This is a genomic window from Staphylococcus sp. CWZ226, assembly GCF_018986355.1.
In the GTDB taxonomy this organism is placed as follows: Bacteria; Bacillota; Bacilli; order Staphylococcales; family Staphylococcaceae; genus Staphylococcus; species Staphylococcus simulans.
Genome location: NZ_JAHMSB010000006.1, coordinates 101,264 through 128,070, shown reverse-complemented (window position 1 = coordinate 128,070; position 26,807 = coordinate 101,264). Strand labels below are relative to the sequence as shown.

Here is a 26,807-nt window from a genome sequence, read left to right as displayed (position 1 = left end):
TGTTGAACAGATTTTATCTACAATTAGTATTAGTTTACCATATTTTTTTGGATTTCACATCAATTACTATAACGTATAACAATATTTCATTACGTTAAATTACAATGAACGTGTACGATACATTAAATACAAGAAATAAGGTGCACCGATTAACGCAACGACAATACCAGCTGGAATACCTGATGGTTGTAAAATCACTTGACCAACTGTATCCGAGAATACTAGTAAGAACGAGCCAATAACAATTGCTAGAGGCATAAAGAGTTGATGTCTTGGTCCCACAATCGTTTTCGCAATATGCGGTCCCATTAAACCAATAAAGCTGATAGCACCGCTTACCGCTACAGCTGCTGATGATAAAGCAACAGCAGCCAGTAAAATAATCATACGATCTCGTCTGACATTTACACCTAAGCCTTGTGCTAATAGGTCATTGGTATTCAAGATATTTAATGTATTTGCTTTCATAAACAGGAACGGTATGATGACAATCAACCATGGTAATAATGCGATGACAAACGGCCATTCATCACCCCATATATTACCCGCAAGCCATGTTGCCATAAACTCTGCTTGGTCTTTATCAAATTTAGACATCAATGTCAGCGAACCGCCAGAAAGTGCGGCAGATAAACCGACACCGACTAAGACCATACTAGCTGGAGTCATACCGCGTTCTTTAGAATAACTGAAGTAGAAAATAATTAATGCAGTTAAAATACCGCCAGTCATACTCAGTATTGGCAAAACATAGATAAAGCTATCTGCACTCACTTGTCCGATGACAATAAAGAGTGCGATAAAGAAGCCGCTTCCTGCATTAATACCTAAAATACCAGGTTCAGCTAGTGGATTATTGGTTACACTCTGCATCATCGCACCGCTTAAACTTAATGCAGCACCTGCCAGAATCGTTACTAACATTCTCGGCAGTCTAAAATCTAGTAGAATCAAGCTGTCCGTATAGTCACCTAAACCAAATAAAGTTTTAAAGAACGTGCCGATAGACATTTGATATTCACCTGAAGTGATACTCCAAACACAGGCCGCAAACAAAAGGACACTCGTAATTAATAAAGCCAGCCACTGACGTCTTCGTAATTTATCTTCTATCATATTGAGCGACCTCCTTTTCTAATTAAATAGATAAAGTAAGGCACGCCAATAAAGGAAACAATCGCACCGACTGGCGCATCTCCTAACATACGTGCGACGGTATCTGCTAAAAGAACTAAAAATGCGCCTAAAACAGCAGTTAACGGAATCACTTTCGCATAATCCGTACCAATTAAAAAGCGTACAATATGTGGCACGATTAAACCGACAAAGGCAATTTGTCCGACCATTGCTACAGCAACACCTGCTAACAGCATCGTTAGTATTAAGCTGATTGTACGAATGACGCGCACATTTTGTCCTAAGCCTTTAGCTAAGCTTTCTCCTAAGTTTAAAATTGTTAATTGTCGACTTAGTAAGATTAACAAAACGATCGTCACTAAAATAACAGGGGTACTCCATTTCAATTGAACCCAAGTTGTGCCAGAAACACCGCCCATGCTCCAAAAATTGATGTCTTGATTCAATTTAAAAGTTAATGCAATGCCTTGGCTTAAAGCCGTCAAGAATGCACTGACAGCAGCACCTGCTAAAATAATACGGATAGGATTGAACCCATCAGTTCTAGAACGGCCCATCATCAATACGATTGTACCGCCTAATATTGAACCGATAAAACCTGCAAGCATCAATAAACTAAAAGAAGCTTGCGGTACAAAGGCATATGTTAAAGCGAGCATAAAACTGGCACCAGCATTCAAGCCGATTAAGCTTGGGTCTGCCAAACCATTTTTAGTCACACCTTGAACAACTGCCCCAGCCACCGCAAGCGCCATACCTACAAGTATTGCACCTAAGTCTCTAGGTATTCTAATTTCACTGATAATGTTGTGCTGTTCATTCATAGGGTTATAATGGAAAACCGCTTCATAAATCGTCCCAAGACGAATGGGCGCATCTCCATATAAAATGGAGAGCACCAACATTGTCCCTAACATCACACATGATAAAAGTAATAACAATATAAATCTGGGATACTTCTCTTTTCTCTCTTTATCACTCATTTACCGTGCCTCATACTTTCGAATAATGTTTACACAATAAATCATATGTGACTAACATCGGTTTACCTGTACGTGGATCTGTACTTAATTCTGCATCTATATTGAAACATCTTTCTAAAATATCTTTCGTTAAGACTTCTTGTGTTTCACCGCTTGAAACAATTTCGCCTGCTTTCATCGCAATCAGATGATCTGAGAAACGAATCGCTTGGTTGATATCATGTAACACCATTACAATGGTACAACCTTGTTCACGGTTCAATTCTTGAACTAATTCAAGAATTTCTAATTGGTGACTGATATCTAAATACGTTGTTGGCTCGTCTAAGAAAATAATATCTGTTTTTTGTGCTAAAGCCATCGCAATCCATACACGTTGTCTTTGACCGCCACTTAAATCATTAATAGCTCTGTGTTTAAAATCATACGTACCTGTTACTTTAAGCGCCCAATCGATTTCAGCTTTATCTTCAGCGCTTAAGCGGCCAAAACCTTTTTGGTGTGGAAATCTGCCGTATGAAACCAATTCGCCTGCTGTTAAACCATCTGCTACATCTGGTGATTGTGGTAAAATGGCGATTTTCTTCGCAATTTCTTTCGTAGATTGTGTATGAATATTTTTACCATCTAATGTGATTTCTCCGCCTTTAACGGATAAAAGACGAGATAATGCTTTTAGTAATGTTGATTTACCGCAACCGTTAGGTCCGATAATAGACGTAACTTTGCCGTCAGGGATTTCTACATCTAGGTTATCAACAATCACATGATCCCCATATCCGATTGTTACGTGCTGACCATTTAAACGATTTGCCAATATACTTCATCCTCCATTGGATACGACATGAACCTTAAATACAGTTGCCGAAACACCTGTCTCTTTTCAAGGTCTGCCGCAGAATTTATTTCTATTTCTTATCTCATTGCATTTATTTATAATTACGACCTGTAAAGATTATCGTGAAAGCTTTCATACTTTTATCAACTACAGTCTTGTAATTGATAATCATTATCATAGGCTATATTATAACATTTTTTGGAGCGATTTCCTAACAATTCTTATGTACTAAAACGCAAGAAATCGAGACTATCGCCTCGATTTCTCATCCTTTATTCATCTACTAAGAAGCCATTACCATACACATCACGCACATCGTGGATGACTAAAAAGGCATTCTCATCAATTTTTCGAATTAAGCGTTTCGCTTTTGAAACTTGTGTTTTACTGATAACCACATATAAAATTTCTTTGTCTTCTTTTGAGTAATAACCGCGACCATCTATAATCGTAACCCCTCGTCCGATTTTTTGGTCAATAACTTTCGCCACTTCATCAGGTCGGCTTGAAATTACAGTCATCGCCTTCTTCGTATTTAAACCTTCAATAACGAATTCCATAACTTTCGTACCAATATAAAGTGAAATAATCGTTACTAATAACTTATTAACTGGAATCACAGTAAATGAAATCGCCACAACGATTAAGTCGAAAAATAGCAACGCGTAAGATGTGCTGACGTCTAAGTATTTATGTGCTAAACGCGCTAAAATCGTTGTACCTGCTGTCGTTCCCCCAGCAAGTACAATAACGCCAATACCTAATCCGACTGAAGCACCCCCGAAAATGGCATTCACAATAATGTTGCCAGTTTCAACATGCCAAGATTCAGTCAGTCCTAAAAAGACTGAAATTAACACTGTTGCAAGAATGGTTAAGTACGTACTTCGCTTACTTAAGAACTTATAGCCAATCGCAATTAAAATCGCATTCATCACAAAGTTAGTGATAGCTGGCGAAATGTGAAAAGCATAATAAAATACAATGGATAGTCCTGTTACGCCGCCTTCCCCTAATTGTGCGGAAATAATGAATGTATTGACCCCTGCAGAGAACATAAATGAACCAAATACTACGAGTGCGAGGTCACGCCACGTTCTTCGTTTCAAATCCAATCGCCCCCTTATTAAATTGTGTAGATAAGATAAATACTAGCACAGGCGCTCTTAACCAACAATGTGAAACCCCTGAATCACAGTGTTTATTAATATTAAATTAATTATTCTGAAAATTTTGTTTGCTTTGTGTTGAAGCTTTGCTATAATAAATTTCAACTTCCTTAATCAAGAGATTAAGGAAGTTATCTCCTTTGTGTTGTTTACAATAAACAAGCAGAATTTTCGCTCGAATGCACCATCAGTACCTAGTCCTTACTGATTACGTGCATCAAATTCATTTCCCGTTGAAAGCAGGTAATGTTTGTGTCTCCCCACATTCATTCACCTGTTTTCATTTTGCTTAAAAAAGAAAAGCATCATATTCAGTAACAACTACCGAATACAATGCTTCTATCTATACGCTTACCAAGCGAATAATCCTACGAATGCTGCTGTTAGTAATGAAACTAAAATACCAGACAATAACATCATAGGTACATATTTCGAAACGAAATCAGATGTTTTCTTATCAACAATACCTTTTAATGTCCCGATAATCATACCGATTGTTGAGAAGTTCGCAAATGATACTAAGAAAGTAGAAATAACTGCACGTCTATGCGGATCATATGATTTAACCGCATCAGAAATTTGTCCCATGACTACGAATTCGTTTGTGACAATCTTCTTAGCCATTTGTTGCGCAACTGGCCATGCTTCGCTCCAAGGTAGACCAAGTAATAATGAGAAAGGCACCATGATAACACCTAAAATTTGGTCTAAGCCAAAGCTGAATTTCACATTGAACCAACCAATTACTGTACCTGAAAGTACGTGAAGTAAACGGTCAATTAAGTCTGCTAATGCTACGAAACTGATTACGAATGCGATAATAATCAATACTAATTTACCAGCGTTGATAACTGAGTCTCCAAGGAATGAGAAGAACGGTTGACGTTCTACACCTTCTTGTTGGATGTGGTAAATCACATCTTCACGTTCTTCAACTGTTACTGGGTTTAAGATAGAAGTAACAATAATCGCATTGATAATATTTAATGGAATTGCTGTTAATACAAGTTCACCTGGAATCATCGTTACATACGCACCGACAATTGCACCAGATACTGAACTCATAGACATCATCGCAATTGTTAGTACACGCATTTCATTCATACGTTTTAACTGTTCACTTGAAACAGCTAATGCTTCTGTGTTCCCTAAGAACATCATTTCGATACCGAAGAATGATTCGAATTTTGGTTGACGTGTAATTTTAGCTAACGCCCAACCAATCCAACCGATAACTTTAGGTAAAATATTAAAGTACATTAAAATATCGAATAAAGGTACTACGAGTAAAATTGGGAATAAGGCTGCAACCGCCATATCTATTTCTTTCGTATCTACAAAGCTTTTGAACGCAAACCCTGTACCAGCGTTCGCTGATTCAATCAGCCATGCAATACCATCTGCCATTTTAGAAACTGCCGCATTTCCCCATGGGAAGAAGACAAAGAACCATGCTAAGAATAAGTTTACAATGACTAAGATACCAATTGATTTCCATTGGATCGCTTTTCTATTTCTAGAGAAGAGCACTGCAATACCTAAAAATACAATCAAACCAACAATGTTGATAAGTAAATACATTTTACACCCGCCATTTCTATTATTTTATTATGTACAAGTCTACACTGACAGAATCATAACCTCCCGATTGAATTCCCTATAATCCTTACAATGTCCGCCTGTTACTTGAGATATTTCGTATTTACAAATTGTAAAAAATTTAAGTGCTTTTTTAGTATATCATGTTGGTTGTTACCTTTGAATTAGATTTTTGAGAAATGAAACAAAAATTCTTGCAATAAATATGATTGTCATAATTCGTCTATATATCTCTTTTGTTATAAAAATAAGGTTGAGACTTTTCTTCTTGTCTCAACCTTTATCATTAATCTGTCAGTTTTTGTGTCATCACAAATTCTTTATACTTTTCATGCGACTGCATTAACTCATGATGCTTACCAATACCCGTCACACGTCCACCATCTAAGAAGATAATTTGATCAGCTTTCATAATGGTAGAAAGACGGTGTGCGATTACCACAGTTGTACGTTCCTTCATTAATGTTTCTAATGATTCTTGAATTTTTCTTTCACTTTCACTATCTAAATTTGCGGTCGCTTCATCTAATAATAAAATATCAGGATTTTTCACAAAGCTGCGCGCAATATCAATACGCTGACGTTGACCACCAGAAAGTTTCAAGCCGCGTTCACCGACTAAGGTATCGTATCCCTCATCAAAATCTGTAATGAATTCGTGACAGTTCGCTAATTGTGTATACTGCATTAATTCAGCATCTGTCACTTTTCGGTTGATACCATATAAGATATTATCTCGAATTGTACCGCTCATCATCGCATTAGACTGCATGACATAACCAATTTTATTACGCCAATCCGATAGCGGTAATTGATAGATAGAAACATCATTATAAAGGATGTCTCCGTGTGTCACGTCATACATTCGTTCTATTAAATTGAAAATCGTACTTTTTCCTGATCCTGATGGCCCTACAAATGCAGTTACTTTACCCTTTGGAATGTCAAAATTCAAATCATGTAAGACTTCTTTTGTATCATAACCAAATGAAACTTCTTTAAATGCGATGTCACCATTACCTAAAGATTGACCCGTAGGCATGTAGACTTCTTCTAACGGTTCTTGCATGATTTCATGAATACGGCTGCTTGCTCCGACTGCTTTCTTATAATCTGTCATCAATGTCGACAAGTTCACAAGCGGCATCGACATTTGAATAACATAAAAAATCATCGCAACAAGTGTTCCTGCAGTAATCGCGCCTGATGAAATACGGATACCTCCGAAACCAAGAATTATCCCGATTGTTAACAACATGATCAAACCGGAAATCGGTTGGATGACTGCCGCAATTTTCGCTTGTTTCAGACCCAGCTTATAAATTTCTTTTAAATTTATATGTGCTTTATCTAGTTCAACTTGTTCCGTATTGGCAACTTTAACTAAACGCATTTCCGTTAATACACGTCCAAGCAAACCACTGAAGTTCGCAATTTCTGCTTGTGTACGTGTAGAAATTTTCTGCATGACACGTCCTAAAGGGATCATAATAATCACAAATAAAGGAATCGTAATAAAAGTTAATAGCGTCATCTGCCAATCCATAATAAACAACATAATCAATGAACCGATTAATGTGATAATAGAAGGCAGCACATTCGGTAATTTTTGAGAAACAAATTCGTTAATCACTTTAGTGTCATCTGTTAAACGACTCATTAACTGTCCACTTTCATTCACATCAAAGAAACGCATTCTTAAACGAATGATGTGTTCCCATACAACAGTACGAATCGCATAAATAATTTTTTCACCGATTTTACTTAATAAGTATAAGCCGATTCCGCTTAAGACTGCATTCAACGCAAACACAACAATAAAGATTAAAATAAACTGCATGTTGAAGGATTCGCCAGTAAATTTATCAACCATTCTTCCAGTAAATAAAGGGACAATTAAACCACTGATGCTCCCTAAGGAAGAAATAGATACTGCAATCGCAATCAAGCCGACTGGCCATGTCAGTTTCTTCAATAAGAATAAGAGTGGATTAGATGTTTTGTTAGTCTGTTTCATTTTTCACGCTTACCTCAATTATAGTTTTATGTTTCTTCTTAAATTATGATGCATAGTCCCGACTTTTACATGATTTTAGACGTCCGGGCACCCTTCGGTCAGACAACCGTCAGACTGACGTCTAAAATAGGCATAATTTTCATATATTTATTGTTCCCTTGTATCAAACTACTTTTATGATAAAATAGTTTTACTGTGAAACTATTATTGTTGAAGGACTGAAACATACATAATGAAAAAGATAGTAATACTGACACTGTTAATATTCTTCGTAAGTACCATTATAACACCATTTTCTGATGCGGACACTGAAACCAAATCACCTGTCCAAATCGCTAATGAACGCGGTCAAAATATCGGAGAAGGTTTTGAACCAGAAAGTGCTGTGAACATTAGTCAAACCGGGCAAGTACTCTACAGCTATCATATGGATAAGAAATGGTACCCCGCTTCAATGACGAAATTGATGACAATGTACCTGACGTTAGAAGCTGTTAAAGAAGGTAAATTATCGTTAGATGACAAAGTGAAAATCACTGATAAACATTATGCGATGTCTACCCTTCCAGAGTTAAGTAATACCAAATTATATCCTGGTGAAGCTTATACCATCAGTGAATTGCTTCAAATTACGGTTTCAGCCTCTAGTAATGCGGCTGCATTGATTTTAGCAAATGAAGTTTCTGATTCCACATCTGATTTTACCGACAAGATGAACGAAAAAGCTAAAGAAATCGGAATGAACCATACACACTTTGTAAATCCGACAGGCGCTGAAAATAACTTATTAAAAAGTTTTGCGCCAAAACGTTATAAAGATGAAATGTCTAGTACATCAACCGCAAGAGATTTCGCGATTTTATCACAACGTGTCGTGCAAGATACACCCAAAGTGCTTAAATTTACTAAAGCAATCTCACCAACTCAACACGGTGTAACATATTATACGTTCAACTGGTCGCTTGAAGGTTCTGAATTGAGCTTACCTGGTACAGATGGTTTAAAAACCGGATCAAGCGACATCGCTGATTACAACCACACATTAAGTACTAAGCGTGATGGCTTCCGTATTGATCAAGCTATGATGGGTGCAGGTGACTTCGAACATCTAGGCGGAGATAAAGAACGTAATAAAATGGGCAACAGTTTAATCAATCGTTCATTTGAACAATATAAATACGTTAAAGTTATGTCTAAAGGACAACACAAAATCAATAATAAAACCTATTACGTGAAAAAAGATTTATACGATGTTGTTCCAAGCAATCTTAAAAAAGAAGATTATAAATTCGTCGTAGAAGATGGCAAGCTTCATCTAGACTATGACCGACAATTTATCTCAAAAGATTATGGCCCGCCATCAGTAGATGTTCAACGTCCATTGATGCGAAAAGCAACAACATTCGCAGAATCTTCTTGGAGTTCACATCCGATTCTAACGAGCCTTGGCGTTGCATTTATTGTCGCAGCACTAGCCATCGTCGTATATATGATTATTTCATCATTCGGACGTAAGAAATAATGTTGAAATTTTAAATACAAATCAAAAACAGAGGTATGACTGCCAAGCCTTGGCGATTATACCTCTGTTTTTATTTTATCTGGCATCTTTACCATATAATTCTTTTTTGATTTGTGTCGTAGAAATACCTTCTGTACGTTTTAAGTAAATCACTTCGCATTTGTCTTTTAAGAAGTCGAATTCGCCTTCCCAATCATGACCCATGACAAAAGTATCTACATCATAACGTTCCACATCACGTTCTTTTTGACCCCAATCATCCTCAGGAATGACTAAGTCTACATAACGAATAGATTCCAACATCATTTTTCGTTGTTCATAATTGTAGTAAGATTTTTTATTTTTAATGCGGTTAAATTCATCTGTAGAGAGTGCCACAATCAGGTAATCTCCCATTTCTCTCGCTCTTCTCAGTAATTCAATATGACCATAATGCAATAAGTCATATGTACCGTACGTAATAACTCTCTTCAAATTTAAACCCTCCTTCACAATTTTAGTTACTGTAAAAAAATAACACATTTCACTCTTCAATTCATATTAAAATTGTAAGTTCGCTTATTTTTTTAACGCGCTTTTTAAAGCAGCACGCCCTCTAAAAGCTGATTGTTTAGGCACTAATTGTGCTTTGAACGCTAAATAGTTCGGACGTCCGATGCCTACTTTGTTCAACGCTTCACGCCATTGACGATAATAATGCAACGTCCAACCTTTACAGCCGCCTTCCATCACTTTGACAATTCTAAATAATGCATCGCCATCATAATGCGTCTTTTGCATACCTTCAATGTATTGGATAACTGTATCTAATAATTCTTGTGTCACTTTTGGTTTTTCTGTCACATAAGCTTGAAGCATATAACTGACAATCAATTCATCCATACGATAGCTATAATATTGTTGTACATTACGAAGTCTCAAGTAATCCATCACGCGGCCACGTACAATATAAGCATCGTGCATATAATCAAAGAAACGCTCAACACTGCGTGCTGTAATCGAGTTCTCACGTACATTATAGCCCGCAATAATATCTGGTAACAATTGAATATCATGTGCTTGATTAAATGCATGTGCCATAAATGTATGTTCTTCACAAAAAACAATGTCCTCATCAAAACGTAAATCTTTGAAACGTGCGCTGAACATCTTATCTCTTGGTCCAATAGATTGCAGCATCGCTGGGCATTGCGCTAAATTCACAACTTCATCTTTTTTAATTTCTTCATGTGTCGGGAAAGTACGCCATTCACCATGATAATCACGTCCTGTTTGTCCAATCACGATTTCAACATCGTCATTTTGTTCATAACGACGTGCCATCACATCGATACGGCTCGGTAAAAATTCATCATCAGCATCTAAAAACATGAAGACATCGCCTGTAATATGAGATAAGCCGACATTACGGCTAGCCGCTGCGCCTTTGTTAGATTGACTGATAATTTTGACGTGCTTATTTTCTTTTTGAATTGTTTCAAGTGCTTCAAGTGTGCCATCTGTAGAACCATCATTAATACAAATAATTTCATGATCGTATTTCGTATCAATGGAACTGACTGCTTTCTTAATGACTTCTTCTGAGTTATAAACTGGAATAATAATAGAAATTTTCATCGTTTCACCAATTCTTTTATATAATTTGATATCTGATTTAAAGTTTCATCCGTATTGTAATCATGCCATTCATTAAAGAGCGGCGGATAATGTTCTAAACCTTCTTTTAATTTATGCAGCAACTCTGCCTCATTATATGCTTTATAGTTTTCAGGAATTTGCCAATAGTAATGATTCAAACCACGATCCGCTTCATATTCCGCTTGATCGTAAACATAAAATAAGGCAGGTTTATTTAATAAACTCGCTTCAATCGCAAGTGAACTATAATCTGTAATGATGACATCTGCCATCAAGAACAAGTGTTGTGTCTCAATATCAGATGTAGACCCTTGTCTTACAGCTGGATGTAATTTATTGATAATTGTATAGCCTGGCAACTCCTGTTCAAAATGTTGTGCATCAATCGTTCTGTTCGCTGCTTGATGTTCTCTGTATGTCGGTACATATACTGCAAGCTTATCTTTAATCCCATACTGTTGTTTCAACTTTTCTTTTTGTTGTTCTAAGTTAACTGTAAAGTACTGTTGCATTCTAGGCAAACCAAAGCGTAACATTTGTTCAGGTGTTGCACTAAAAGCATTTCTAAAACAAATTTCCATTGGATCGCCACCTATGAGATAGTAATCTGTCGCATGATATACTTTCAAATACTGATCTACCATTTTCTTGTTAGACAAATCGACCGCATGATCTTTTAGGCCAAAGTACTTTAAGGCGCCTGCCGCATGCCATGTTTGAATGACAGTCTGTCCTTTTTTCTTGCGATAACCTCCCATTAACAAATAGTAATTATCGACAAAAATAACTTTAGCAGTGGCTAATGCTTTTAATTGCGCAATAACGTTTTTATTACTGTTGATGACATAATCAACACCTGATAATTGTGCAACTTGTTGTTTATCTTTTTCTTTACCGATGATAGTTAAACGGTAACCTTCATTATGAAACCTTTGAACTAAAGGCCATATATCTTCTTTAAAGCTCATAAACAACACAATATGATGCGTATCGATTTTTTTATTGAACCATAATGTATTAAATACATTGATAATGGTTAAATACAGCTTCTTGATGACTTGTCTCATGTTTTTCACCTCTGCTTTTTTAAAAAAAACTCCAAACACGCTAAAACATGCTTGGAGTTTACTCTTAAATAATCTTACATAAAGTCTGCAAATTGATCTCTGTAGCGCATGTGCAGAATCGAACCTACAAAGAATATAAATACTACAATAAATACGTTGTAAAGTGCTAATTGCCAATGATCAATAAAATACCAGTTATGATACAGTACTGCTGCACGGTATGATTCTGCGATGAAATAAATCGGATTCAACATCAGAATCTTTTGTACAATCGAACCTGGCTTAGCGACCCATAAAATTGGTGATGCATAGAATAATACACGCATTAACGCTTGCATCATCATTTGTGTATCACGAATTAATACACCTAGAGTCGAAGTTAAGATTGCGACAGCACTTGTAGCAATGTACGCAAATGGTACGTATAAGAATAACTGAATAATATGTATCGTCGGATAAATACCTGAAGCGATACAGAAAATAATAATAATCCCGAGTAATGCTAAATGTCCATATAATTTTGCAGTTACGGTATACGTCGGAATAATCGATAACGGGAAATTCATTTTCGCCACTTGATTATATTTCGATACAATCGAGCGTGTCCCATCTAATATTCCTTGGTTGATAAAGAACCACATACTGATACCGACAAGCATCCAGAAGATGAAGGGTATCCCATCAACCGGTGCGTTTGTACGAATCCCGAATCCGAACACGAACCAGTAGACTAAAATTTGGATAAGCGGGTTAATTAACTCCCACGCCATACCTAAGTAGTTATTATGGTTAGCAATTTTCAACTCAAATTGTGCTAACCTGTGGATCAAATAAAATCCTTTAATATGTTCTTTCAGAACAGTTATTAATGCTCCCATGTTCAAACCACGCTTTCAAACGATTTGCGCATTTCATTACATATGCTTATGTAATTTTTTCTCTATGCTTGAAATATATCCATCTCAACATTATACGTAATTATAATATAGAATGGAATAATTTTCATTACTAATGGCAAAGAAATGACTTTAACGACGAAAATAATGACCAATTCTTCAAGAAATGGTAAAATTTATAGCGTTGAAGAATTCATATGCGTTTTGACCGCTCGGCATCGCAATATGTACTATAATAGAGTAAATAGAGGTTAAGGAAGAGGTTATACAATGAAAGATGTATCTGTAAAGATGGATAATATTACAAAAGAATATCGTATCTATCGTAATAACAAAGAACGAATCAAAGATGCGCTCATTCCTAATCATAAGAACAAAACATTTTACGCGTTAAAAGATGTCTCAATGACAGCGTATAAAGGTGATATTATCGGTTTAGTCGGCATCAACGGTTCAGGCAAATCAACCCTCAGCAATATTATCGGCGGATCTTTATCCAACACTGCAGGTTCAATTGAGAAAAATGGTGAAGTCAGTGTTATTGCGATCAATGCAGGGCTTAACGCACAATTGACAGGATTAGAAAATATTGAATTTAAAATGTTGTGCATGGGCTTTACACGTAAAGAAATTAAAAAGCTCACACCTAAAATCGTTGAATTTAGTGAACTGGGAGAGTTTATTTACCAACCCGTTAAAAAGTATTCAAGTGGTATGCGTGCTAAACTTGGTTTCTCTATCAACGTCACGATTGATCCAGATATTTTAGTGATTGACGAAGCGTTGTCTGTCGGAGACCAAACATTCACGCAAAAATCATTAGACAAAATCCACGAATTTAAAGAAGCAGGCAAAACGATTTTCTTCGTCAGCCATAACATCGGCCAAGTCCGTCAATTCTGTACAAAAATCGCTTGGATTGAAGGTGGACGCTTGAAACAATTCGGTGAAGTTGAGGAAGTATTGCCTAAGTACGAACAATTCCTTAAAGACTTTAAAAAGAAATCTAAAGCAGACCAAAAAGCTTTCCGTAAAAACTTAGACGAAGAAAGATTTGTGATGAAATAAACAATTGAAGCTGTAAAAGAAATCGCAGTATAAACTGCTTTTTCTTTTCTTCTTCTACTTCACTCTTTTAAAGCGATATTGATATTTCTGAATCTTTTTACTTAAAAAACTTTAGGCAAACCTCTTTAAATCAAAGAAAAAAAGTATTACCATTAAGTACAAGTGTATTAACAACAGGCAAAATAATATTGCACACTTGATTAATGTCGGATGCTCTCATACAATGACATTTTGATACAAGTAATCATTTCAATAGTCTTGCTGCACACTTCATTTTCTTTAAAGTGAAGGTGTATCAAAATATTGAAATCTAATCAGCCTGAACTTCAATATGTCATATCATTTCTCAAGTAAGCAGGTGATTGATATAGCTAAACAAAATAAGACACAAGCATTTGCGAACCTTGTCCGTGCGTATCGTAAAGAACACATCGGCAAAGGTCCCGAACAAATCAAAGTGTTTTTCAAAGATAACTGGGCGGTTGCCCATATGACAGGAAGCCTAAGTAAAGTTGAAAACTTCTATTTGCGTAATACTCAAAGTAAGGAATTCGAAAGAATGCTTAAATTTGGACGTACAGAAGAAATTAAACAACTTTACAACCAACATCCACCTACAGAAATGGAAGAATTGGTAGGCGCGAAATTTGTAAAACTATTTACAGATGTTAATTTAGAAGATGATGAAGTCATTTCAATATTCGTGTTCGATCGCAATATTGAATCGTAATAGAATATATTAGGATTGGTGTAAGGTACTCGGTGCTGTTTACTAACCTACTTTGAAACTCGTAAAGACTTTTCAAGGAGGTGATGCATGTAAACAGGAGCGAGTTTTTTTATTTCCATATAACATTAAATTGAACTTACCTTATTAAACAACCATTCATTTCTATAAAAATTTTCAATACGCTACACTCACCACTATAGTAGTCTATTGAAAACAGCCCAATTATAACAATGTGCTTTACGTATAAGAAAACAGCCCATTCTATACGCACAAAGCTGATACAGCAACAATTCTCTTGCAACCTCCTGTTTTAAAATGTTTGATTGAAAAAGCTAATCATAAACATTGCAAGATGCTGTCATAGCTACACAATAACCCTAACAACAACCGGTAAGTTCAAATTAAGTGCCAAATAGTAATCAGTATGCCTATAACAGCAATTGATGGTTAAAATAAAACTGCGTTAAAAATTTAAAACGCGCTAAGTATTGAAATAAGGTAACAATGCATATATTCTGCTGATTGAATTCCCACAATTCATCACCACCAGCAGTGCCCTCAACTTTCTTATGCTTCACGTTACTATTTCAAACTTACAACACAACCCTTACTCAAATAAAACAGAGTTTAAGTCGCTCTGAATGATAATCATCGATCAAACGCACACCTGTTATATGGAAATGAGCCCAAACAAAACGTTTAAACTCAATCTTGAAAATCACACGACGATTCAGAACGTGATTAGCCCTGCATTCTGAATCCTACCCTCATTAATAAAAATGTCAAAAAACCTGTGTTCAATTAAGCTCCCTCAACTACTTAATTGAAACACATGAAACTATAAAATAATAACCCTTAAAAATAAAACGCATTGCAGCTACCCTTTCTACTGCAATGCGTATTTTTTATATTCAATTATCGTTTTAAACTTACTCTACTGAGTTTAAAACATCTCTTTCTGCTTTCAATTGTTCGATGAAGTCTTTCACATCTACGCTAGTTTCTTCAGAAGCACCGCGTTTTCTTACCGCAACTGTACCATTTTCTACTTCGTTATCTCCCACAACAAGTGTATATGGTACTTTTCTTAAGTGTGCTTGACGGATTTTATAACCCATTTTTTCGTCTGAAAGATCTAGATCTACTCTGAAGCCTTCAGCTTTCAATTGACGTTTCAAGTCTTTTACCGCATCTAAATGCAAGTCTGCATTGACAGGAATCACTTCTAATTGTACAGGTGCTAACCATAATGGCAAGTTTCCGCCAAAGTGTTCAAGTAAGATACCGATAAAACGATCGCTAGAACCGTAAATTGCACGGTGGATAACCACTGGACGTTCTTTTTCTCCGTCTTTATTAACGAAAGTTAAATCGAATTTTTCAGGCATTTGGAAATCTAGTTGTACAGTACCGCATTGGTGACTACGTCCTAATGCGTCTTTGATGTGAATATCAATTTTAGGACCATAGAACGCGCCGTCTTTTTCATTGACTGTATATTCAAAACCATGTTGATTCAATACATTTTCTAATGATTGTTCAGCGAAATCCCAAAGTTCGATTTCACCCATAAAGTCATCTGGACGAGTAGAAAGTTCAATACTGTAATCGAAGCCGAAGACACTATAAACTTTATGAATCAAACCTAAGACATCTAAGATTTCTGATTCGATTTGGTCACGACGTACAAAGATATGTGCATCATCTTGGTTGAATGTTCTTACACGGAATAAACCATTTAAAGAACCGCTTAATTCATGACGGTGTACTTGTCCGAACTCAGCCATACGAATTGGTAAATCACGATATGAATGTAAATGATTTTTGTAAATCAACATATGTCCAGGACAGTTCATTGGTTTTAACGCATAAGTTTGTTCATCAACTTCAGTGAAGTACATATTGTCTTGGTAGTGATCCCAGTGTCCACTGTTTTTCCATAAAGTTTCGTCCATGATAAATGGAGTATAGACTTCTTCATAATCCGCTTCAAACTGTAATTGTCTCAACATATTTTGTAATTCCAAACGAATCACTTGGCCGTTATGCGCATAGAATGGCATACCTGGCGCAAATTCTGAGAATGAGAAGATATCTAGTTCTTTACCTAAACGACGATGGTTCACTTGTTCATATTTATCAATAAATGCTTGATGGTCTTCTAAGGCTTTTGCATCTGCGAACGCGAAACCAGAAACACGTTGTAACGCTTCGTTATTCACATCTCTTAACCAGTTAGTCGCAGATACGGCTTGCAAACTGAAGTTTTTCACTTTAGATAAATTATGCACTAAAGGTTGGTCGATGACTGCTGCATAGTCTCCATGAACCGCAACTTTCACAGGTTCTGAGGCTTGTTCAATATGATGTTGCATAAAGGCATTTTCACTAAATTGGTCTAATGCGTCTAATTTAGATAATTCACGGATTTCAATAGGATGATTGGCGCTTACTGCTTTTTGAATGTCTTTAGAAACTTTTTCTAAATCCGCTGCTTTCAAGTTTTCTTCAGGTTTGAAGTCTACAAAGAATTGTTCTTTGTTTACACCGAATCCCGCAACTTTTGCACCGTGTTTTTCTAGGACTTCACCTGCTAAATAACCTAAAGTATAACGAATGGCTTCTAACCCTTTTTCATCTTCATATGTCAAGAATTCAACTTGGCAATCTTCTCCGATGTATTCGTTCAAACCATATAATGTGCCGTCCACATTCGCAACCGCAACTTTTTTCGCAAAAGAACTGCCGATTTGTTGCGCAACTTGGTAAAGTGTTGTGCCTTGTGCCACCTCCAATTTGCGTTGATCTGGTAAAGTAACGATAACTTGTTCTGCCATAATTATTGCCTCCTTAAATTCTAATGGTTGATTTTATTCAATAAAAAAACTGCACTTATCCTCTGATAACAGGGACGAGTGCAGTTTATGCTCGTGGTACCACCCACATTCGAAACAAGTACTTAAATAAGACTTAAAATAAGAGTTGCTCTCCTAGAAGTCTCAACTTGCTTCCTCATTAGAATGGCGTAACATGCCATTAGTCGGTATGCTTTCACATACATCTCAAAAGGAGTAAAACACAGTTTAAGTAATTAGAAAGCTTCCAGCCGCTGACTTTCTATCTCTGACTTAAATCTTGTATTTCATATCTTTTTCATCGAATCCGTTTTTAAATTAAGTACATTGTATCGTAACGATTACGATTCTGCAATATATTTTTTATAAGTTCATCATTTTGTAAAACTTGAAAACGTTTTATTCTTTAAATCATTTCCTCATTATTTTATTTAATGGCTTACCTTTTGCGAGCTCATCTACGATCTTATCTAAATAGCGAATTTCCTGCATTAAAGGTGCTTCAATGTTTTCAACACGAATGCCGCAAATGACACCCGTAATTAACTTGCGGTTCGGATTTAAGTCAGGTGCTTGCGCAAAGAAATCTTCAAACGGTACTCGCTCATCTAATACTTGTTGTAAACCTGCTTCATCATATCCTGTTAACCAAGTGATTACTTCATGCAATTCATCTTTTGTACGCCCTTTTTTCTCAACCTTTGTCACATAATGCGGATAAACACTTGCGAATGCCATATCATAAATTTTATGTCTTGCCACGCATGTCACTCCTCTGCTTGTATTTATTTCTATTATACCCCTTCTTTTGATGGCATGTTGATGCCGTTATCAAACACATCTTTTGGCACAATTTTAGTAAATACAACTACTATCATGACGAAAACTAATCCTGTAATCAGAAATACAAGCGTGTAATTGAAACCAAGAATAAAGCTGAAGAACATAATACTTAAAGGTTTGGTGAATTGACTGAGCGCAAAGCTGACAGAGAAGACCCTTGCTTTATAACTTTCCTCGATACGTTTTTGGAAGTAGATTTGAAGTGGAATATTACTGTATTGTGCGCTGAAACCTAATACAATATAAACGCCAATTAACGCTAACACCCCAGCTAAATTTCCCATTGCCATCATCGTAATCAATGCCAACGCAAAGAAAATCATCGCAATCGTGTAGCTCGATCCAATTAAATATAAACGTAAATTTTGTTTAGGCGGGAAAATCGCAAGAATGATACTGCCTAACACCATGCTGATTGTTAAAGAAGCCTCTATCCATCCAAATGCACTTGAAGATACATGCATCTTTTGAATGGCTAACATTGAAATGCCAATCGGTATCGCATACAAAATAATATTAATCACTGCCAAATAAACCACCATCGTCGCTAAATCCTTTTTAGCCCATATGTAGTGAAAACCTTTTTTGAAATTATTGATGAAAGCTTGGTTCTCTTTTTCCACATGTCTGTTTAAAGGTATAAATGCTATCGTCAACATGGCGAGTGATTCAGTCACTAAAATCACATATCCCATTTGTTCAATAGAAAGGAATCCTACCACAATACCGCCGATTACTGGCGCTAAGAATGATGTGGCCATAATTACAATATTCCTTAAAGACACAAAGCGCTCTAATTGCTCCCCTGTTATCTTCGCTAAATTAGATTCAATGATTAAACCTACTGGCACATCAGTCGCAGTAAGCATCATCATTAAAATAACCAGTGCCCATAAATGATTTTGATACCCCACTAAAAACACAGTGATGGATAGCACGCTTAATAATTGCGCAATGAAGATCATCTTTCGATTACTTTTATAATCGGCTAGGTTCCCCATAATTGGACCTAACACAATTTGAACTACAGCCATCATACCTATAACAAAACCGTATAATGCACCATTGCTTGTTTCTCTTAAAATATAAAACGAACAAGCAAAGAAAAAGATTTCCGAACCAAAGGTCGAAACTAAATCGAAAATCAATAATAGAATCCCTTTTTCATGTTGTCACCTCTTGATGTTTGTTGTTTATGCTCTTAAAGAAATGATTGTCACAAATCATGTCTCAATCATGCTTATCAAGACACTTCATATGTGAATGATACAATATTACTTTATTTTTCTAAATATTCAATACACATTATGTAGATATCATATTTTGTTCATAAAAAAGCCTGCTCTAACTTTTCTGTATTGTTAGAGAAGGCTCATTTAAATATTATTTACGCTTCAAACGTTTACGAAAAACTTTGGATACAAATCTAGGTAATCTGCGCATTCTTGCCATACGTTTCCAATCTGTAATCAAGCGATAGAACCATTCAAGATTCGTTTTACGGAAGAATAGAGGTGCACGCTTTTTTGTACCGCTATAAATCTCAATGGATCCGCCGACACCCATCAGTAATGTATGTTGAAGGCGATGACGGTGTTGTTTAATCCATTGTTCTTGTTTAGGATAACCCATACCGACAAAAACATAATCTGGATTAAATTTACTTACTTTACGAACCACTTGTTCATCTTTTAAGTCAATATAACCGTGATGTGCATCGAAAGTCACATGAGGATATCGATGTTGTAGCTCTTGTTTGGCTTTTGCGACTACAGCTTCAGATGCACCTAATAAGAAGACACGCTGATGATAACGCTCAGCAATTTCTAAACACTTTGCCATAAATTCGATACCTGGCACACGTTCTTTTAACGGGGTACCTAATATTCTGCCTGCTTGAATAATCCCTGATCCGTCTGGAATGATATAATCTGCTTCACTGATTAAATCATAATAACTTCGATCATCTAATGCGTAATCTACAATTTCAGGATTTGCAGTCACAACAAACATGTTATCAGTTGTATCTGTTTCTCTAAAATGCATGACCGCTTCTTTCATCTCGTCCATTGTGACGTTATCAAATTGAACAGACAAAATATCTACTTTATTCTGTTTATGCTTATGTTGAATACTCATCGCTTCAAACTCCTAACTTGCACCTCTGATTAATAAAAGTTCATTTCATCTTATTATACACGCCAGTTGAATTGATTGCATTCCTCACTATAAGTGGTAATCTGAATTTATTATGAGAATCAAAGAGGTTAGATACTATGACAAGTGAAAAAGATAAAATGTTGAGCGGTCAGCTCTATGACTCAAGAGATCCTGAGTTAGTAAAGGAACGTCATAAAGCACGCCACGCAACAAAAGCAATCAACAATGCCTTTTCTATTAAAGAACGTATGCATTTATTCCGCCAAAGTGTAGGGGCTTGCGGTGAAGAAGTCTTCATTGAGCCAGATATCCACTTTGACTATGGTTATAACATTACAATTGGAGACCATTTCTATGCGAACTTTAATGCGACGATGTTAGATGTCGCAAAAATTACGATTGGCAATCACGTACTCTTAGGTCCTAACGTTCAGTTGATTACCGCAACTCACCCTTTAAATCCTAAAACACGTGCCGCTGGACTAGAGTTAGGCTACCCTATAACAATCGGTAATCATGTTTGGATCGGCGCAGGTGCGATTATTTTGCCAGGTATTACCATTGGCGATAATGTTGTTGTCGGCGCAGGCAGCGTCGTCACTAAAGATGTACCCGCAAATCAAGTTGTCGCAGGTAATCCAGCACGTTACATCAAAGATGTGCCGAATGATTAAAATAGGTCCGAAGACGCAAGACGTAAATGCTAAAAATTCATACAATGAAGATAAATCATAAGTTGAGGTCATGTATCTCAACTTTTTCTAATTCAAGAAGAGGTTAAATTATGCAGTTGATTAAAGATATTCTGAGCACTTCTATGACGCTCCATTTATATTGGGTGGTATTAATCGCCATTGCTTATCTATTCGTGCATCGCAATCGTCATAAACCAAGTTTTGCGATTCTAGACATTATATTAAATTACATTCCGGTACTGACACATGAATTCGGTCATATTCTATTTAACAAAATCAGTGGCGGTCATACAGAGGATTTAGTGATTGTTACTTCTCCTAGAGAACGTATACAGACCTCGCGACAAGGCTTTGCGGTCACCAGAGCTAGAAGTAGAGTGACGATGATAATTACGACACTTGGCGGTTATGTGATGCCTCCGTTGATGTTGGCAGTCGGACTCTTTGCAGGTTATTATCATTATCCTTCACTCTTCGTATTCAGCTATCTAGGTATCTTTATTTATTTTGTGCTGATTACTTCTAGAAAAGGTATCCCTATTTTACTCACGCTCTTACTAGGAGTCATGATTTATGGTTTAATTCAAAACGGTCAACCTGAATTCATTGTCATTATCTTATCATTGATTTACCACTTTATTTTAGGTGTGCTGTTCGGAGAGTTGCTACAATCGACTTGGACGATTATTACTTTGACTTTTACGAAACATGTCATCGACTGGGATGGTTTAGCTTTACGTCAATTAACCGGCATCCCTGTCGTAATTTTCAGTTTGTTATGGATTGCCTTTAACGTTTATATCGTGTACGCTATTATCACTATTCTACTTTTACAGAATTAAGGTGATAAAAATGGTAAAGCTTCGTCCAGCAACACAAGTCGATTTATCTTTATTTACAAAAGTTTATAATCAAGCCATCGCTGCACGTAACATCACAGCAGATATTGATGAAATGACAGAACAAGAAATGGCACACGTCTTTGATAAACACGATGCCATGCGTCCATTGTTTACAGTATACGATGAAGAAATGCGCCCAATTGGTTTTGCGAGTCTGAATTACTTTTACGGCAGACCTGCTTATGATGAAACTGCAGAAGTCAGTATCTATTTGGATCAACAGATTAGTGGGAAAGGTATTGGTACTAAAGTGATGCAACGTCTAGAACAAGAAGCCAAAGCGTTAGGGATTCGCTTCTTAACTGGCTATGTTTTCGCACAAAACATACCATGTAATAAATTATTTGAAAAACAAGGCTACGTTCTTTGGGGAGAAATGCCGCAAATCGCACACATCGACAATCAACGCTTAGACTTAAATATTTGGGGCAAACAAATTTAATAGAGATGAATAGATGAACAAAAGAAGCTTTGCGACACCGCAAAGCTTCTTTATTTTACTATTTTATATAAAACATCTTACCTTTTCGCAGTAAATTGATTTGAGGCAACTTCATGAATAACAAGCGATATATCAATATAGCACCCATTACCCAAACGATACCTAAAGAGACACCGCCTATCACATCAGTTAAAAAGTGTGCGTGAAAGTACATTCTTGAAAATAAAATACTTGCCCATAACACTGAAAGCAAACCAGCAATTGTCACTTGAATTGCACGATGTTTCACTTTCGGTAAAAACACCGCAAATATAATGATCACAATCAGCGTACTAGATAATGAATGCCCGCTTGGAAAAGAAAAACCTGTATCTGCTAACAAATGGTCATACGGACGATGACGATGAATGACATCCTTAAAAATAATACCTAAGATACCTCCTGAAGCCACTGTGCTTAACAACCATAAACTTAATACATAGTAACGCTTGAATAATAAAATAATCGCAATGACAATAGACATCACTACAAAGGTTAAAACATCTCCATATGTAGCCAGTGCATTCATATAATCATTAAGAAAGCCATGACCAAACTGCATTTTCGGTTCACCAAACGTTTGAATAAACCATCGTAATGTCGTTTGATCCATATATCGTAAAAAATCTAACTTTAAATAATTCCCAATCATTATAAACAAAAAGATCAGTAAGCTGACAACTAACACTATTTTTTCTGATTGATGTGCTGTATTCTCCTTCATCCTTATACCTCTTTTATCTTTTTTATTATTATATGACGATTTTTTGAATTATCCATAGGTACAAAGAATGATATACATCTCATTAATTAGAACGACAAAAAAGACGTAACCTAAATAGATTACGCCAATGATGAACCACTCTGATTCCTATTCTATTTATACGTCCGCTAATTCTCCAAAAATATGTGCCGCGTTTTCATAACTTAAAATAATTAATGGGTCATCCCCTTTTTGAATAGCAATAACTTCGTTAGTATCATCACGAGATATCACCGTCACTGCATCCCCGATTGAAATAAATTTACTAGAAAGATAAATTAATAATTTCGTACGGTCTCGTACACGACGAATAACGATTTGATCTCCTGCTTGGAATGTTTTTAAGGATTCATTGTAAATTTCTTCAAATTCACCATCTCTTGGGATGATACCGCCATGTGGGCATGTTGTCGGATAATTCAACAATGAGTCTAAACGTTCGACAAACAAATCAGACACTCTATGTTCAAGCACTTCTGCTTCTTGGTGCACTTCTTCCCAGTTGTATTTCAATATCTCGATTAAGAAAAGTTCTAATAAGCGATGACGCTTAATAATTTCTAATGTATGGTTGAAACCTTCTTCGGATAATTTGACACCCTTATAAGGTTTGGTAGTTACATAGCCCGCTTTTTCTAAACGATTGACCATCTCACTCACGGATGGGGGTTTAATATTTAAGTATTGAGAAAGTTTTTTATTTGTAACGAATGAAGTTGCGCCGCCATTATTCAAAATCGCTTTGAGGTAATCTTCTTTTTCTTCCGTTAACATCTTGTCACCGTTCCTTCCATCCAGATTCACTTTATTGTATCACGAAAAGACTTGACACGCGAAAATTCATGTCTTATGATGAAATAAATTAGGTTACCCTAAAAATTCTTTTAGGAGGTGTGATATTGTTAGAAATTGAGAATTTGGATTTGTATTTAGGCAATAAGCATGTCTTGCGAAACATCAACTTGTCTATTCCTGTTCACGGTGAAATTATCGGTATTATGGGTCCGAACGGTGCAGGAAAATCCTCATTAATCAAAGCGTTAATCGGAGAGTTTAAATCACAAGGTGTCCAATTGTTGAACAATCAACCAGTCGAATCACAACTTAAGAACATCACATACATACCGCAAAAAGCCTACTTAGATTTAGATTTTCCAATTGATGTTGAAAATGTCGTACTATCAGGCGCTTATAAAGAGATTGGGTGGTTTAAACGCCCTTCTGCACAAATTAAACAACGCTTAACTCAATTATTAGAAGAAATGGAATTAACACATTTACGTAAACGCCAAATTTCTCAATTAAGCGGTGGACAGCTGCAACGTGTATTAGTTGCACGCGCCTTGATGTCGACGAGCGAACTTTACTTATTAGACGAACCTTTTGTAGGAATTGATTTTACGAGTGAACAATTAATTATGCGTAAAATAGAAGGCTTAAAGGCCGAAGGCAAATTAATTTTAATCGTGCATCATGATCTATCAAAAGCAACTACTTATTTCGATCGTGTCATTCTGCTCAATCAAACTTTACGTTATTTCGGACCAAGCGAAGAAGCAATGACCACAGAACGATTAAACGAGACATTCATGAATCAACCACAGCGCCATTAAAGAATTAGAAAGAGAGTCAAATTTATGTACGAATTTATACAACAACTCACACAATATCAATTTTTAAACCGCGCTCTGATTATTTCCATTTTTGTCGGCATTGTGTGCGGAACAGTCGGCAGCCTGATTGTTTTAAGAGGGTTGTCACTCATGGGTGATGCGATGAGCCATGCTGTATTGCCAGGGGTTGCACTATCATTCCTCTTCAAAATTCCGATGTTTGTCGGAGCTTTAGTTACTGGAATGCTAGCCAGTCTATTCATCGGTTTTATTTCTGAACGAAGTAAAACTAAACAAGACGCAGCCATCGGCATCAGCTTCACAGCATTCTTAGCTACCGGAGTTATTATTATCAGCTTGATCAATAGTACGACGAACTTGTATCATATTCTATTCGGTAATTTGCTAGCGATTACCAATAGTGCATACTGGTCGACGATTGTGGTCAGCATAATAGTACTCTTGCTTATCATCATTTTTTACCGCCCATTAATGATTTCTACTTTCGATCCAACCTTTAGTAGAATGAGCGGTTTAAACACAACAGCCATCCACTACTTTGTGATGCTGCTCTTGTCACTTGTGACAGTTGCAAGCATTCAAACTGTGGGTATTATACTCGTTGTTGCACTGTTGATTACACCCGCTTCAGCAGCTTTTCTCATCACCAAGAAATTATGGTCTATGATGATTGTAGCCAGTCTGATCAGTGTAATCAGTTCAATAATCGGTATGTATTTCAGCTACATTTATAACATCCCTAGTGGTGCAACAATTGTCTTGTGTGCGTTTGCTATTTATGTCGGTACATTTATCTATTCTAAATTGACTCTCAAAATCAAAAAAGGAGTTACATCATGAAAAAATTAGTACCATTATTAGCTATCATGTTATTACTGTTAGCAGCATGCGGCGGAGGCAAAGATTCAAACTCAACAGCCTCTGATAATCATAAACTTAAAATCGTCACAACCAATTCAATACTATATGACATGGCCGACAACGTAGTCGGGGACCATGCGGATATACATAGCATAGTTCCTATCGGCCAAGATCCTCATGAATATGAGGTCAAACCTAAAGACATCAAAGCCTTAACAGACGCAGATATCATCCTTTATAACGGATTGAATCTGGAGACAGGTAATGGTTGGTTTAAAAATGCTTTAGACCAAGCTGGCAAAACAACTAAAGATGATAGTGTCGTACGCGTTTCTAAAGATGTAAAACCAATTTACCTGAACGGTGCTGAAGGCGATGAGACAAAACAAGATCCTCACGCTTGGTTAAATCTAGAGAACGGCATCAAATATGTAAAAACAATTCAGCAAGCTGCAATCAATCATGATAAAGCACACAAAGCAGACTACGAAAAACGAGGTGATGCTTATATCAACAAGCTTGAAAAGTTAAATAAAGACAGTCACGACAAGTTCGATGACATTCCTAAAGATCAACGCGCTATGATCACAAGTGAAGGCGCATTTAAATATTTCTCAAAACAATATAGCATCACTCCCGGCTATATTTGGGAAATTAACACTGAAAAACAAGGAACACCTGAACAAATGAAACAAGCAATTAAATTCGTTAAAGATCACAACTTGAAAAATCTATTAGTCGAAACAAGTGTCGATCATAAAAGCATGAAGAGCTTGAGTGAAGAAACAGGCGTTCCAATTTCAGGAGAAGTCTACACAGACTCTATTGGCAAAAAAGGCAGTAAAGGAGATTCCTACTACAAAATGATGGAATCTAACATTGAAACCGTTCATCAAAGCATGAAGTAAACAATTTATCCTTTCAATTAGCGGAAAAAGACCTCCTAGTA

The 26,807-nt window shown here is 36.3% G+C and carries 25 protein-coding genes; 9 read left to right on the top strand and 16 right to left on the bottom strand.

The annotated features are described in order from the left end of the window. Positions 1–99 precede the first annotated feature (99 nt). The 6 genes from KRR19_RS06955 to KRR19_RS06930 all read right to left on the bottom strand — a co-directional run bounded on the left by KRR19_RS06955 (position 100) and on the right by KRR19_RS06930 (position 7,743). On the bottom strand, positions 100–1,116 hold the full coding sequence (locus KRR19_RS06955; RefSeq protein ID WP_057510165.1) for a FecCD family ABC transporter permease: 1,017 nt from the start codon (positions 1,114–1,116) through the stop codon (positions 100–102). Continuing rightward, a complete protein-coding gene (locus KRR19_RS06950; protein WP_002481431.1) occupies positions 1,113–2,120 on the bottom strand; it encodes a FecCD family ABC transporter permease in 1,008 nt (335 codons plus the stop codon). Before KRR19_RS06950 ends, KRR19_RS06955 begins: the two co-directional genes overlap by 4 nt. Before the next feature lie 10 nt (positions 2,121–2,130). Further along, the gene (locus tag KRR19_RS06945) at positions 2,131–2,937 is read right to left on the bottom strand and encodes an ABC transporter ATP-binding protein (RefSeq protein WP_023015441.1); all 807 of its coding nucleotides are present in this window, start codon (positions 2,935–2,937) and stop codon (positions 2,131–2,133) included. A 293-nt stretch (positions 2,938–3,230) separates the two neighbouring features. Beyond that, on the bottom strand, positions 3,231–4,067 hold the full coding sequence (locus tag KRR19_RS06940) for a YitT family protein (RefSeq protein ID WP_002481429.1): 837 nt from the start codon (positions 4,065–4,067) through the stop codon (positions 3,231–3,233). A gap of 411 nt (positions 4,068–4,478) precedes the next feature. Continuing rightward, entirely contained in the window at positions 4,479–5,708 is a 1,230-nt protein-coding gene (locus tag KRR19_RS06935; protein WP_023015442.1) for a NupC/NupG family nucleoside CNT transporter, read from the bottom strand. Between the two features lie 304 nt (positions 5,709–6,012). Beyond that, positions 6,013–7,743, bottom strand: coding sequence for an ABC transporter ATP-binding protein (locus KRR19_RS06930; protein ID WP_156666601.1), 1,731 nt, complete (start codon positions 7,741–7,743; stop codon positions 6,013–6,015). A gap of 232 nt (positions 7,744–7,975) precedes the next feature. On the opposite strand from KRR19_RS06930, the gene pbp4 reads away from it, so the two are divergent. Continuing rightward, a complete protein-coding gene (gene pbp4 / locus KRR19_RS06925) occupies positions 7,976–9,265 on the top strand; it encodes a penicillin-binding protein PBP4 (RefSeq protein WP_156666602.1) in 1,290 nt (429 codons plus the stop codon). 75 nt (positions 9,266–9,340) lie between these two features. Here pbp4 and tagD read toward each other — a convergent pair whose 3' ends face one another. The 4 genes from tagD to KRR19_RS06905 form a co-directional block, all read right to left on the bottom strand. Further along, positions 9,341–9,739, bottom strand: coding sequence for a glycerol-3-phosphate cytidylyltransferase (gene tagD, locus KRR19_RS06920; protein WP_002481425.1), 399 nt, complete (start codon positions 9,737–9,739; stop codon positions 9,341–9,343). 84 nt (positions 9,740–9,823) lie between these two features. Further along, complete coding sequence (locus tag KRR19_RS06915) at positions 9,824–10,882, bottom strand: glycosyltransferase family 2 protein (protein ID WP_023015445.1); 1,059 nt, start codon at positions 10,880–10,882, stop codon at positions 9,824–9,826. Further along, positions 10,879–11,970, bottom strand: coding sequence for a teichoic acid glycerol-phosphate primase TarB (gene tarB, locus KRR19_RS06910; RefSeq protein WP_057510162.1), 1,092 nt, complete (start codon positions 11,968–11,970; stop codon positions 10,879–10,881). The genes KRR19_RS06915 and tarB overlap by 4 nt, the downstream gene beginning before the upstream one ends. Before the next feature lie 74 nt (positions 11,971–12,044). Beyond that, positions 12,045–12,848 carry an ABC transporter permease gene (locus KRR19_RS06905; RefSeq protein ID WP_023015447.1) on the bottom strand — a complete coding sequence of 268 codons (804 nt, stop codon included), beginning with the start codon at positions 12,846–12,848 and terminating at the stop codon, positions 12,045–12,047. A gap of 288 nt (positions 12,849–13,136) precedes the next feature. Between KRR19_RS06905 and tagH the strand changes: the two genes are divergently transcribed. After that, positions 13,137–13,934, top strand: a complete 798-nt coding sequence (tagH, locus tag KRR19_RS06900) for a teichoic acids export ABC transporter ATP-binding subunit TagH (RefSeq protein WP_002481421.1) — start codon at positions 13,137–13,139, stop codon at positions 13,932–13,934. A gap of 358 nt (positions 13,935–14,292) precedes the next feature. Beyond that, positions 14,293–14,664 (top strand): Na-translocating system protein MpsC family protein, encoded by a 372-nt coding sequence (locus tag KRR19_RS06895; RefSeq protein ID WP_023015448.1) that lies wholly within the window; start codon positions 14,293–14,295, stop codon positions 14,662–14,664. Positions 14,665–15,593: 929 nt separating this feature from the next. On the opposite strand, the gene thrS is transcribed toward KRR19_RS06895, so the two are convergent. The 4 genes from thrS to tarA form a co-directional block, all read right to left on the bottom strand. After that, positions 15,594–17,501 carry a threonine--tRNA ligase gene (gene thrS / locus KRR19_RS06890; RefSeq protein WP_156666603.1) on the bottom strand — a complete coding sequence of 636 codons (1,908 nt, stop codon included), beginning with the start codon at positions 17,499–17,501 and terminating at the stop codon, positions 15,594–15,596. 429 nt (positions 17,502–17,930) lie between these two features. Beyond that, complete coding sequence (locus tag KRR19_RS06885) at positions 17,931–18,281, bottom strand: DUF2200 domain-containing protein (protein ID WP_023015450.1); 351 nt, start codon at positions 18,279–18,281, stop codon at positions 17,931–17,933. A gap of 32 nt (positions 18,282–18,313) precedes the next feature. Next, on the bottom strand, positions 18,314–19,510 hold the full coding sequence (locus KRR19_RS06880; RefSeq protein WP_207021109.1) for an MFS transporter: 1,197 nt from the start codon (positions 19,508–19,510) through the stop codon (positions 18,314–18,316). Positions 19,511–19,745: 235 nt separating this feature from the next. Then, positions 19,746–20,501: an N-acetylglucosaminyldiphosphoundecaprenol N-acetyl-beta-D-mannosaminyltransferase TarA gene (gene tarA, locus KRR19_RS06875; RefSeq protein ID WP_057510157.1), complete on the bottom strand. Its 756-nt coding sequence runs from the start codon at positions 20,499–20,501 to the stop codon at positions 19,746–19,748. Between the two features lie 137 nt (positions 20,502–20,638). On the opposite strand from tarA, the gene KRR19_RS06870 reads away from it, so the two are divergent. From KRR19_RS06870 to KRR19_RS06860, 3 genes are all read left to right on the top strand, one after another. Next, on the top strand, positions 20,639–21,196 hold the full coding sequence (locus KRR19_RS06870) for a sugar O-acetyltransferase (RefSeq protein ID WP_023015453.1): 558 nt from the start codon (positions 20,639–20,641) through the stop codon (positions 21,194–21,196). Positions 21,197–21,306: 110 nt separating this feature from the next. Continuing rightward, positions 21,307–22,059 carry a M50 family metallopeptidase gene (locus KRR19_RS06865; RefSeq protein WP_070864492.1) on the top strand — a complete coding sequence of 251 codons (753 nt, stop codon included), beginning with the start codon at positions 21,307–21,309 and terminating at the stop codon, positions 22,057–22,059. A 10-nt stretch (positions 22,060–22,069) separates the two neighbouring features. Next, positions 22,070–22,561, top strand: coding sequence for a GNAT family N-acetyltransferase (locus tag KRR19_RS06860; protein ID WP_002481412.1), 492 nt, complete (start codon positions 22,070–22,072; stop codon positions 22,559–22,561). Positions 22,562–22,619: 58 nt separating this feature from the next. On the opposite strand, the gene KRR19_RS06855 is transcribed toward KRR19_RS06860, so the two are convergent. Together KRR19_RS06855 and KRR19_RS06850 are read right to left on the bottom strand one after the other, a co-directional pair. Next, positions 22,620–23,324: a phosphatase PAP2 family protein gene (locus tag KRR19_RS06855; RefSeq protein WP_156666605.1), complete on the bottom strand. Its 705-nt coding sequence runs from the start codon at positions 23,322–23,324 to the stop codon at positions 22,620–22,622. Between the two features lie 156 nt (positions 23,325–23,480). Continuing rightward, entirely contained in the window at positions 23,481–24,137 is a 657-nt protein-coding gene (locus tag KRR19_RS06850) for a metal-dependent transcriptional regulator (protein WP_216733555.1), read from the bottom strand. Positions 24,138–24,262: 125 nt separating this feature from the next. On the opposite strand from KRR19_RS06850, the gene KRR19_RS06845 reads away from it, so the two are divergent. Genes KRR19_RS06845 through mntC form a run of 3 tightly spaced genes read left to right on the top strand, consistent with a single transcriptional unit; the run spans position 24,263 to position 26,766 of the window. Next, complete coding sequence (locus KRR19_RS06845; protein WP_023015455.1) at positions 24,263–24,976, top strand: metal ABC transporter ATP-binding protein; 714 nt, start codon at positions 24,263–24,265, stop codon at positions 24,974–24,976. A gap of 24 nt (positions 24,977–25,000) precedes the next feature. Next, entirely contained in the window at positions 25,001–25,837 is an 837-nt protein-coding gene (locus KRR19_RS06840) for a metal ABC transporter permease (RefSeq protein WP_031262628.1), read from the top strand. Continuing rightward, the gene (gene mntC / locus KRR19_RS06835; protein ID WP_216733554.1) at positions 25,834–26,766 is read left to right on the top strand and encodes a manganese ABC transporter substrate-binding lipoprotein MntC; all 933 of its coding nucleotides are present in this window, start codon (positions 25,834–25,836) and stop codon (positions 26,764–26,766) included. The genes KRR19_RS06840 and mntC overlap by 4 nt, the downstream gene beginning before the upstream one ends. Positions 26,767–26,807: the final 41 nt, after the last annotated feature.